General features: G+C 68.6%; 10 protein-coding genes and 1 pseudogene. 8 read left to right on the top strand and 3 right to left on the bottom strand.

Annotated features, from left to right (window positions below; genetic code table 11):
• The 4 genes from KIT86_RS22285 to KIT86_RS22300 all read left to right on the top strand — a co-directional run.
• Positions 1-847 (top strand): 2-oxo acid dehydrogenase subunit E2 (locus KIT86_RS22285; RefSeq protein WP_297402478.1); only part of this gene is annotated, 847 nt, incomplete at its 5' end.
• Positions 847-2,241 carry a dihydrolipoyl dehydrogenase gene (gene lpdA / locus KIT86_RS22290; RefSeq protein WP_297402480.1) on the top strand — a complete coding sequence of 465 codons (1,395 nt, stop codon included), beginning with the start codon at positions 847-849 and terminating at the stop codon, positions 2,239-2,241. The genes KIT86_RS22285 and lpdA, both read left to right, overlap by 1 nt.
• 8 nt (positions 2,242-2,249) lie before the next feature.
• Entirely contained in the window at positions 2,250-3,422 is a 1,173-nt protein-coding gene (locus tag KIT86_RS22295) for an acyl-CoA dehydrogenase family protein (RefSeq protein WP_297402482.1), read from the top strand.
• Between the two features lie 26 nt (positions 3,423-3,448).
• On the top strand, positions 3,449-4,939 hold the full coding sequence (locus tag KIT86_RS22300) for an AMP-binding protein (protein ID WP_297402484.1): 1,491 nt from the start codon (positions 3,449-3,451) through the stop codon (positions 4,937-4,939).
• A gap of 45 nt (positions 4,940-4,984) precedes the next feature.
• Here KIT86_RS22300 and KIT86_RS22305 read toward each other — a convergent pair whose 3' ends face one another.
• Genes KIT86_RS22305 through KIT86_RS22315 form a run of 3 tightly spaced genes read right to left on the bottom strand, consistent with a single transcriptional unit; the run spans position 4,985 to position 8,047 of the window.
• Positions 4,985-6,178 (bottom strand): CaiB/BaiF CoA-transferase family protein, encoded by a 1,194-nt coding sequence (locus KIT86_RS22305; RefSeq protein WP_297402486.1) that lies wholly within the window; start codon positions 6,176-6,178, stop codon positions 4,985-4,987.
• The gene (locus KIT86_RS22310; protein WP_297402488.1) at positions 6,175-7,023 is read right to left on the bottom strand and encodes a fumarylacetoacetate hydrolase family protein; all 849 of its coding nucleotides are present in this window, start codon (positions 7,021-7,023) and stop codon (positions 6,175-6,177) included. Before KIT86_RS22310 ends, KIT86_RS22305 begins: the two co-directional genes overlap by 4 nt.
• 22 nt (positions 7,024-7,045) lie before the next feature.
• Complete coding sequence (locus tag KIT86_RS22315) at positions 7,046-8,047, bottom strand: tripartite tricarboxylate transporter substrate binding protein (RefSeq protein WP_297402490.1); 1,002 nt, start codon at positions 8,045-8,047, stop codon at positions 7,046-7,048.
• Between the two features lie 98 nt (positions 8,048-8,145).
• On the opposite strand from KIT86_RS22315, the gene KIT86_RS22320 reads away from it, so the two are divergent.
• The 4 genes and pseudogenes from KIT86_RS22320 to KIT86_RS22335 form a co-directional block, all read left to right on the top strand.
• Positions 8,146-8,943 (top strand): IclR family transcriptional regulator, encoded by a 798-nt coding sequence (locus KIT86_RS22320; RefSeq protein WP_297402492.1) that lies wholly within the window; start codon positions 8,146-8,148, stop codon positions 8,941-8,943.
• Positions 8,944-9,043: 100 nt separating this feature from the next.
• On the top strand, positions 9,044-10,033 hold the full coding sequence (locus tag KIT86_RS22325) for a zinc-dependent alcohol dehydrogenase family protein (protein WP_297402494.1): 990 nt from the start codon (positions 9,044-9,046) through the stop codon (positions 10,031-10,033).
• A 25-nt stretch (positions 10,034-10,058) separates the two neighbouring features.
• Positions 10,059-10,919 (top strand): amidohydrolase, encoded by an 861-nt coding sequence (locus KIT86_RS22330; RefSeq protein ID WP_297402496.1) that lies wholly within the window; start codon positions 10,059-10,061, stop codon positions 10,917-10,919.
• Between the two features lie 12 nt (positions 10,920-10,931).
• Positions 10,932-11,019, top strand: a pseudogene (locus tag KIT86_RS22335) (3-oxoacyl-ACP reductase); the annotation flags it as partial.

An 11,019-nucleotide genomic window follows, 5' to 3' on the forward strand; every position in this document is an offset into this window, starting at 1 on the left:
CGAGCGCCTGCTGGCCACCCCCCTGGCGCGCCGCCTCGCGCACACGCGCGGCATCGATCTGAGCGCCGTGGCGGGGTCGGGGCCGCGCGGCCGCATCCGCGCGGCCGATCTTCCCGCCGTTGCGTCTGCGTCTGCTGCTGCGGTCCCGGTCCCGGTGGTGGACGGCGCGCTGCGCGCGCCCACGTCCACCGAGCAGACCATCGCGCGCCGCCTGGTGGCGGCCAAACAGGAGATCCCGCATTTCTATCTCTCGGTCGAGGCCGAGGTCTCGGCGCTGCAGCAACTGCGCGCGGAACTCAACGCCGCGCAGACCGAGGTGCGCTTCACGCTGAACCACTTCATCGTGGCCGCCGTGGGCCGCGCGCTGGCGCAGATGCCCCAGGTCAACCGCGTCTGGACGGCCGACGGCATCCTGAGCCTGCCCAGCGCCGATGTCGGCATGGCCGTGCACACCGGGCGCGGCCTGATGGTGCCGGTGCTGCGCGACCTCGGCCGCCAGCCGCTGGCGTCTGTGGCGCGCGAAGCCGCCGCAGCCGCCTCGCGCGCCCAGGCCGGGCGCCTGGCGGCGGCGGAGATGGCCGGCGGCGCCATCACGGTGTCCAACGCAGGCATGCACGACGTCACCTACATGAGCTCCATCATCAACCCGGGCCAGGCCATGATCCTGGGGGTGGGCAGCGTGCGCGGCGTGTTCCGCCCCGACGCAGATGAGCAGCCTGTCCTGCGGCGCGAAATCGGCCTGGTGCTCTCGGCCGACCACCGCGTGCTCGACGGCGTCACCGCGCTGCAGTTCCTCAAGCGCGTCGTGGGCGCGCTCGAACGGCCGCTCGGCCTGCTGGTGGCGTGATGGCGCAGTCGAACTTCGACGTCCTCGTCATCGGCGGCGGCCCGGGCGGCTACGTGGCCGCGTTGCGCGCGGCTCAGCTCAAGCTGCGCACCGCGCTGGTGGAGCGCGAACACCTGGGCGGCATCTGCCTCAACTGGGGCTGCATCCCCACCAAATCCCTGCTGCACACGGCCGATACGCTGCGCCGCATCCGCCACGCTGGCGACCTCGGGCTGGGGGTGGCCGAACCCACGATCGACTTTCCCCGCGTCATGGCGCGCTCGCGCGACGTGGCGCAGCGCCTGAACCGCGGCGTTTCGCAACTGCTGCGCAAAGCTGGCGTGACCGTGCTCGACGGCCACGCCAGCTTGGCGCCCGAGTGCTCGGTGCGCGTGCGCGCCGCCGACGGGTCGGTGCAGACCCTGCAGGCGCGCCATACCATCGTGGCCACCGGGGCGCACGCCCGCGCCTTGCCGATGCTGCCCTTCGACGGCGATCGCGTGTGGAGCTACCGCGATGCGCTGGCGACCCGCGAGCGGCCGGCGTCTCTGTTGGTCATCGGCGCGGGGGCGATCGGCATGGAATTCGCGAGCTTCTACGCCACGCTGGGCACGCAGGTCACGGTGGTCGAGGCCCAGGCGCGCGTGCTGCCCGCGGGCGACGCCGACGTCTCGGCCTTCGTGGCCAAGGCCGTCGAGCGCGACGGCATTCGCTTGCGCACCCGTGCGCGCCTGGACTCGGCCCAGGTCGGCCCCGAGGGTGTGCAGGTGGTCCTGCTCACCGCCGCCGGCCGCGAGACGCTGCAGGCCGAGCGCGTGCTGGTGGCGGTCGGCCTGGCCGGCAACACCGATGGGCTGGGGCTGGAACACACGCAGGTCAAGGCGGAGCGGGGCCTCATCCTTGCCGACGCCTGGGGGCGCACGGCAGACCCCGACGTCCATGCGATCGGCGACGTGACCGGCGCCCCCATGCTCGCGCATCGCGCGAGCCATCAGGGCCTGGCGTGTGTCGATCGCCTTGCGGGGCTGCAGGGTCATGCGGCTTCGCCGCTGATCCCGAGTTGCGTCTACAGCCACCCCCAGAGCGCCAGCGTGGGCCTGACCGAAGAGGAGGCGCGCTCGCTGGGCCGGCCCTTGCGCGTGGGGCGCTTCCCGCTGGAAGCCAGTGGCAAGGCGATCGCCATCGGCGAGGCGTCGGGCTTTGTCAAGACCCTCTTCGACGCCGACACCGGTGCCCTGCTGGGCGCCCACATCGTGGGACCCGATGCCCCCGAACTGATCCACGGGTTCACGCTCGCCGGCACCCTCGAAGCCACGGAGGCCGAGCTGATGGAAACCGTGTATCCCCATCCCACCCTGTCCGAAGCGCTGCACGAATCGGTGCTGGCCGCCTTCGGAAGACCGCTGCACATCTAGGAGACAACATGGACTTTCAATTCAGCGATGAGCAAAAGATGATGGTCGATTCCGCGCGCCAGATTGGCGAGCGCTTCGGCCTGGACTACTGGCGCAAGAAGGACGCCGCCAAGGCCTTTCCTGCCGAGTACTGGAAGGCGGTCTGCGATGCCGGCCTGTGCGGCGCGGCGCTGCCCACCGAGCACGGGGGCAGCGGTCTGGGCATGATGGAACTGGCGCTGATCGTCGAAAGCCTGGCCGCCACCGGCGGCGGCTCCACCGTCGGCCAGCTGTTCATGATCAACCCGATTTTCGGCGGCGTCTCGATCTCGCGCTTCGGCAGCGACAAGATGCGCGCCGAGCTGCTGCCCAAGATCATCAGCGGCGAGATCAACTGCTGCATGGCCCTGACCGAGCCCGACGCCGGCACCAACACCCTGGAGCTCAAAAGCTTCGCCGCCGCCGATGGCGAGGGCTGGCGCCTCAACGGCCGCAAGATCTGGATCACCGGCGTGGAGTCGGCCAGCAAAATGCTCGTGATCGCCCGCACCAAGAAGCTGGCTGAGGCCGGCTCGCGCACCGACGGCCTGTCGATGTTCATGATTGACGTGAAGCGCGAGGGACTCACGCACACCCCCATCGACAAGCTGGGCACCTGCACCCTCGATTCGAGCAGCGTGTTCTTCGACAACGTGCGCATCGAGCCCGACGAATTGATCGGCACCTTGCACAAGGGCTGGCGCGAGCTGCTGGACGTTCTCAACACCGAGCGCATCGTGACCACGGCTGGGCTGGTGGGCACGGGCGAGCTCGCCATCCGCCTGGCTGTGGACTACGCCAAGGACCGCAAGGTGTTCGGCGATCGGCCCATCAGCGCCTACCAGGGGCTGCAATTCCCGCTGGCGCAGTGCCATGTGGAAGTGGAGGCCGCGCGCCTGCTCAACCACAAGGCGGCCACCAACTACGACCAGGGCCTGCCCTACGGCAGCGAGGCCAACGCGGCCAAGCTGCTGGCGGCCCAGACCGTGGCGCGCGCAACCGAGCGCGCGATGCAGACCATGGGCGGCATGGGCTACGCCAAGGAATACCACGTCGAGCGGCTGTGGCGCGATGCCCGCCTGTTCCGCTTCGCCCCGGTGTCCGAGGAGATGATCCTCAACTACGTCGCCAACCACGACCTCGGGATGCCGCGTTCCTACTGAGCCTGCCTGAAGAACAAGGAGACGCCATGGTGTCGTTGAGCGCAAGCGTGGCCTGGTGGGCGCGCACCGAGCCGGGGCGCACCGCGCTCGTGTACGAGGGACAGCGCATTGCCTACGGCGAGCTGCAGCGCCGCGTCGAGGCCGCCGCCGGGCTGCTTCGCGAGCAAGGTGTGCGACCCGGTGAGGTGGTGGCCTTGCTGATGAAGAACAGCGCGGCTTTCGTCGAGCTGGCGCTGGCGATCTCGCATGCCGGTGCGGTGCTGCTGCCCATCAACTACCGGCTCGGCGCGGAAGAGGTCGCCTACATCCTCGATCACGCAGGCGCCGTGCTGCTGTTCTGCGACGAGGAGTTGCAGGCCGCTGCAGGCGCTGCGCGGCACATCGTGGTGTCTGGCGCAGCGCAGATGGACAGCCGCGCGATGGCCGAGGGCTGCGCGCCCTCGATGCAGGCCCACGCCTGCCGGCCCGACGACCTGTACCGCCTGATGTACACCTCGGGCACCACCGACCGCCCCAAGGGCGTGATGCACACCTACGCCAACGCGGCCTGGAAGTGCTTCGACCACATCGCCGCCCTGGGCCTGCACCGGCAAGACCGCCTGCTCATCGTCGGGCCGATGTACCACGTGGGCGCCTTCGACCTGCCGGGCCTGGCGGTGCTGGCGCAAGGCGGCATGCTGGCCGTGCTGCGCGACTTCGAGCCCGAGGCCGTGCTGGCCCTCATCGAGCGCGAGCGCCTCACGGGCGGCTGGATGGCGCCCGTGATGCTCAACCGCGTGCTGGCCCTTCCTCAGCGCGAGCGCTTTGACCTGGGCAGCTTTCGCTGGCTGATCGGTGGGGGCGAGAAGACCCCGGAAGAACGCATCCGCGAGTTCGGCTCGCTGTTCACCCGGGCGCGCTACATCGATGCCTACGGACTGACCGAGACCTGCTCGGGCGACACGCTGATGGAGGCGGGGCGCGAGATCGAAAAGATCGGCTCCACCGGCCGCGCGCTCGCGCACGTGCAGATGGCGGTGATGGACGAGCGGGGCCAGCCTGTGCCGACCGGCGCGCACGGCGAGGTCTGTCTGCGCGGGCCGAAGGTCACGCCCGGCTACTGGAAGGACCCGGCCCGAACCGAGGCGAGCTTTTTCGGCGACTGGTTCCGCACCGGCGACATCGGCCTGCTCGACGAGGAGGGCTTTCTGTACCTCACCGACCGCAAGAAGGACATGATCATCAGCGGGGGCGAGAACATCGCCTCGTCCGAGGTGGAGCGGGTGCTCTACCAGCTGCCCCAGGTGGAGGAGGCGGCGGTCATCGGCCTGCCCGATGAGCGCTGGGGCGAGTGCGTCACCGCCGTGGTCGTTCTCAAAGCCGGTGCCCGCCTGAGCTTTGAAGCGTTGCGCGCCCATTGCGAAGGAAAGCTGGGTGGATTCAAGACGCCCAAGCGGCTCATCGTGCGGGATGCCTTGCCCAGAAATCCCTCTGGGAAAGTGCTCAAACGGGTGCTCCGCCAAGAGATCGCCGGGTAGCAGGTGGTGAGGCGGACGGCGGGGTTCGCCGGTTTCTGCGGCCCGTCACCCGGGCAGCCAGTCCCGGATCACCTCGCGGGTATGTGCCCCGAGGGCGGGGGGTGGCAGCGAATAGGTCACCGGCGTCGCTGACAGACGCAACGGATTCCCCACCCCGCTGATCTCCTCTCCCGAGGGGCCAGGCATCTGCACACGCAAGCCCCGGGCCACGACGTGGGGGTCTGAGAACACCTGCTCGATGTCGTTGATGGGACCACACGGCACGCCCGCCTTTTCCAGGGCATCGATCCATTGCCGGGTCGTGCGCAGCACCGTCTCGGACCTCAGCAATGCCACGAGCTCCTGGCGATGTCCGACGCGTGCGGCATTGGTCTGGAAGCGCGCGTCGGCGGCCCATTCCGGATGCCCGGCCACCGCGCACAGGCGCTGGAACTGGGCGTCGTTGCCGACCGTCAGAATCATGTGCCCGTCGGCGGTGGGAAAGTCCTGGTAGGGCACGACGTTCGGGTGCGCGTTGCCCATGCGCTGCGGCACCTGCCCACCCACCAGGTGGTTGGCGGCCTGATTGGCCAGGGCCGCCACCTGCACATCGAGCAGCGATACGTCGATGTGCTGGCCTTCTCCTGTGCGGTGGCGGTGCTGCAGGGCCGCCAGGATCGCATTCGACGCGTAGAGCCCAGTCATGATGTCGACCAGCGCGACCCCCACCTTCACCGGGCCACCACCGGGCTCGCTGTCTGCCTGGCCCGTCACGCTCATCAACCCACCCAGCCCCTGGATCAGGAAGTCATAGCCCGGTCTCTGCGCATAGGGCCCGGTCTGCCCGAAGCCGGTGATGGAGCAATAGATCAGACCGCGGTTGACCTGGCTCAGGCTCGCATGGTCCAGCCCGTACTGCGTGAGCCCGCCGACCTTGAAGTTCTCGACCAGCACATCGGCCCGGGCCGCCAGCCGGCGGACGAGCGCCTGACCGTCGGCTGAGGACAGATCGATCGCCACCGAGCGCTTGTTGCGGTTCGCGCAGGTGAAATAGGCGGACAGGTCTGCGCCCGGGCTTTCGCCTTCGTTCACCCAGGGTGGGCCCCAGGCGCGCGTGTCGTCGCCCACCCCGGGGCGTTCCACCTTGACCACATCGGCCCCCAGATCCCCGAGCATCTGCGTGGCCCAGGGGCCGGCCAGTACCCGCGAAAGATCGAGCACCTTCACCCCGTGCAGCGCACCCGGCTTCACCGCGTTCATTCGTCGCGCACGCCGTTGCGCAGTGTCCCGATGGCGTCCACCTCCACTTCGCACACGTCACCCGGCTTCATGAAGAGCTGCGGCGTGCGCTTGTTGCCGACACCGCCGGGCGTGCCGGTGACGATCACGTCGCCAGCCTCCAGCGGAACGAAGGTGGAGAGGTAGGCGATCTGGCGCGGAATGCTGTGCACCATGAGGTCGGTGGTGGCGCGTTGCAGCTCCTGGCCGTTCAGGCGCGTGACGAGGGTCATTCTCTGGTTGGGCGCAATCTCGTCGGCCGTCACCAGCCATGGACCGAACGCGCCGGTCTTCCAGAAGTTCTTGCCCGGCCCCCATTGCGAGGTGTGGAACTGCCAATCGCGCACACTGGCATCGTTGTAGCAGCTGTAGCCCGCAATGTGCGACCAGGCGTCGCTCTCGGCAATGTGGCGGCCGCCCTGGCCGATCACGACGGCGATCTCGCCCTCGTAGTCGAGTTGCGCCGAGGCGCGGGGGCGCACGATGTCGTCGCCATGCGCGAGTTGCGAACCGGCCACGCGCAGGAAGATCACCGGCTTCTCCGTCACCGCCTTGCCCGTCTCCTGAATGTGTTCCCCGTAGTTCAGGCCGATGCAGAAGATCTTCCCCGGATGGGGGATGACGGGCAGCAGCCTCACGCCACTCAAAGGCAGTGTGGCCCCGGCACCAGCGAGCTTGGCGGCCGCGTCCGCAAAGAGGTTCCCGGCGATGAACGCCTTCAGATCTGGCGCACGCGCGCCATAGACCTGTCCGAGGTCGACCACCCGGTCGCCCACGACGGCGCCATAGCTGTCCAGGCCGTTGTATTGGTAGCTGACGAGTCTCATGGGAGTCCTGTGACGCGGCCCGTCATTCCGGTGTGATCTTCGCCGTGCGGACGATCTCCGCATAGCGCTTTTCTTCGGACTGCACGAAGGCGGCAAACTCGGCTTGCGGCCTGCCCGATGGTTCATAGCCGCCCTGAATGAGGAAGTTGCGCACTTCGGGCACGCCCACCGCCTTGCGGAACTCGGCATTGAGGCGCGCCACGATGGGCGCGGGCGTGCCCGCCGGCGCGAACACTGCGTGCCAGCCACTGTCGAAGGTGAAGCCCTGCAGCGACTCGGAGACCGTGGGCACGTTCGGCAGTTCGGACCAGCGCTTCACGCTCGTGAAGCCGATGGCCCGCAGCTTGCCGCTCTTGACCTGGCTGACCGCCGTCGTTGGCGGAATGAACATGGCTTGCACTTCGCCGGACATCACCGCCGTCAACGCCGGCGCCGCGCCCTTGTAGGGCACATGGGTCATCTCGATACCCGCGCGGCTGGCGAAGGTTTCTGCCGCCAGGTGCAAGGTGTTGCCGATGCCGGGCGAGGAGAAACCGATCGGGCGGTTGCGCTTGGCGTACTCGATGAAGCCCGGGATCGAGTCCACCCCCAGCGCGGGGTTCACCACCAGGAGGTAACCATCGCCCAGCGCCACGTCGGTGACGGGCAGGATCTCCCGGGCCAGGTCGTACGGCACCTTCTTGTACACGCTGGGGTTGATCACGATGGACGGCGTGGTCAGCAGCAGCGTGTAGCCGTCCGGCGTGGCCTTGGCCAGGGCCTGCGCGGCGATCATCCCGTTGGCGCCCGCGCGGTTTTCGATCACCACGGTCTGGCCCATCGAGCGCGACACCTGCTCGGCAATCATGCGGGCAATCGAGTCCGGCGTGCCGCCGGCAGCGAAACCGACCAGCAGCTTGATGGGGCGCTGCGGATACGTCTCCTGCGCCAGGCCCAGGCCGGGCAGCAGCGCTGCGCCTGCGGCGAGCGCGAGCAAAGAACGTCGGTTCGGTCGGGCGTCGAAAGGGGTGCGGTGGGAGGTCATGCGTCTTGTCTCGATCTGTTGGTTGGAAGGGCGCTCGAAAAAATCTTAGATCGCCCGCCCCCTGCCTACAATCCGGGTCATGCACGAAAGTCCACAAGATGGACGTTAAGTCCAAGACCCCCACCCAGGGCGCACAAAGCCTGCGCCGCGCCCTGGCCGTGCTGCGCCTGGTCGCCGAGACCCAGGAGCACGGGATCCGGCTGGTCGACCTGGTGGCTGGTACGGGCCTGAACCGCCCGACCGTCCACCGCTTGCTGCAGGTGCTGCGGGAAGAGGGCGTGGTCGAGCAGGATGAGGACACGCGCCGCTACCGCGTGGGTGCCGAACTGGCCTTGCTCGGCATGGCGCGCGGCAACCGCTTCCCGATCCGGGGTGTTGCCGAGCCCTTCCTGCATGAACTGGCGGCCAAAGTGGGCGACACGGTGTTCCTGACCATCCGCCAGGGCGCCGACAGCATCGCGATTGACCGCGTGACAGGGCGCTACCCGATCCAGGTGCTGGCCACGGAAACCGGTGTGCGCCGCCCGCTCGGTGTGGGCGTTGCGGGCGTGGTCATGCTCGCCAGCATGCCGTCTGCCGAGGCGATGGCGCTCATCAGCGGCAATGCCCGCCGCCTGGCCCGGCTCGGGCTGACGGTCGCCCGCCTGCAGGCGCGGGTGGCCGAGGCGCGGGCCACTGGCTACGCCTGGGCGCCCAGCGGCGTGGTGCCCAACACCAGTGCCGTGTCGGTCCCCGTGCTCGACGAGCACGGCGAGGCACTCGCGGCGGTCACGGTGGCCGCGATGGCAGACCGGCTGGCCAATGACAGGCTGGATGAAGTCGTGGCGGCGTTGCAGGACACCGTGCGGCGCATCGCGCGCCGCCGCAAGGAAATGGCGGCCCGGCGCATGCGTTGATGTCCACCATATGGACGTTTGATCCACTTGTCGGTTGCCTGCCCGGCATGGCCGCGGCTAGAGTCCAACTCTCCTGACCAGCGCAGCCCCAACGTCCACGATGAAAGCGATCCAGATCCATCACACGGGGGAACCCGAGGTGATGCGCCATGTCGACCTGCCCGATCCACAGCCCGGACCGGGCGATGCCATTGTTCGGGCCGAGGTGATCGGCGTGGGCAAGCCGGACGTGATGATCCGCACCGGCGTCTACCCATGGATGCCACCGCTGCCGGCGATTCCCGGCAACGAGATGGTGGGCATCGTGGAGTCGCTCGGCCCCGGCGTCAGCCGCGTGGAGGTCGGCCAGCGGGTGCTGATCAGCGCTAGGGAACTGCCGACCCGTGGCGGCTGCTATGCCGAGAAGATCCGTGTGCCCGCCGATGCGCTGTTCGTGCTGCCGCCGTCGGTGGACGCGTTCGCCGCCGTCTGCATGGGCAACTACCAGTTGGCGATGGGGATGCTGTTCGACTCCGGCTCGGCCACACCGCGTTCGATCGCCGTGCAGGCCGCGGCCGGCGGTGTCGGTACCGCACTGGTGCAGACCGCGGTTGCCCACGGCATCGAGGTGATCGCGGTTGCCGGGTCGCAGGCCAAGTGCGCTTATGTCCGCGCGGCAGGCGCGCACCACGTTCACCAGCGTGGCACCGGCGACCTGCGAGAAGCCGTGCTGGCCGCCACCGGCGGGCGCGGCGTCGACATGGTGTTCGACCACGTGGGCGGCCCTGGCCTTCTGCCGCAACTGGACCTGCTTGCTCCGCGCGGCACCCTGCTTTCGTACAACGTGCTGCAGGGCCTGCCGACAGAAAACCTCGTCGCCGAACTGCGCAAGCGGCTCGACCGAAGCCTGGCCCTGCGCTGCTACTCGGTGCATGTGTTGGACCGCGAGCCTGTGCGGCGGCGTGAACTGATGAACAACGCGATCGACATGCTGGCGCAAGGCCGCATCCGTCCACCGCCGCCAAGACGCTTCGCGCTGCGGGACGCGGTGGACGCCCACCGCCTGCTCGCCACGCCCGACTCGCTCGGCAAGATCGTGCTGGTGCCCTGACCTTTCAACCGCAAGGACTTTGACGATGATGATTGCCGACTCCCAAGTGCACCTGTGGGGCGACGAGACGCCCGAGCGCCCCTGGATTCCAGGTGGCCAGGAGCGCTTGCGCCACATGGGACACCTCACCTCCCTGGGGCCCGATTTCCTGCTGGGTCAGATGGACGAGGCCGGCATCGACCGCGCCGTCATCGTGCCCCCCACGTGGGACCGCGACCGCATCGACGTCGCTTTGCAGGCGTGGCGCCGCTGTCCGGACCGCTTCCGGATCATGACGCGCATCCCTCTGAACAAGCCCGAGGAAGCCAAAGAGATGCTGCGCTCGCTGCGCGGCGAGCCGGCGGTTGCGGGCGTGCGACTGACCTTCAGCTTCGAGGTCGAGCGCGACTGGATCCACGATGGCACGGCCGACTGGTTCTGGCCCTATGCCGAAGAGCACGACATTCCGGTGATGATGCTGATCCCGCACCACAAGGACAAGGTGGCGCGGATCGCCGAGAAACACCCTGGCCTGCGGATCGCGATCGATCACATGGGCATCCTGGGCAACACGACCGACGACCGGATCGCCCCTTTCATCAAGGACACCGCACAGCTGGCGCGCCTGCCCAACGTCGCGGTGAAGATTTCGAACATACCGAGCTTCTCCACCGAGAACTACCCCTTCAACAACGTGATGCCCTATGTGAAGCAGCTGGTGGAAGCCTTCGGAGCGCAGCGTTGCTTCTGGGGCACCGACCTCTCGCGCCAGATGGGCAAGTACGGTGTCGGCTACAAGGACGGCGTGGCGCTCGTCACCGAGCACATGCCCTTTCTGTCGGAGCGCGAAAAGGCCCTGGTGCTGGGCGAGGCGCTGTGCGCCTGGCTGCGCTGGGATGGCCGCTGAACAGGAGCAGGCATGGATCTTGGAATCGCCGGTCGGCGCGCCCTGGTGTGCGCTTCGTCCAAAGGGTTGGGCCTGGCCTGCGCCACGGCCCTGGCTCAGG

Source organism: Hydrogenophaga sp. (assembly GCF_026125825.1).
Classification (GTDB): domain Bacteria; phylum Pseudomonadota; class Gammaproteobacteria; order Burkholderiales; family Burkholderiaceae_C; genus Hydrogenophaga.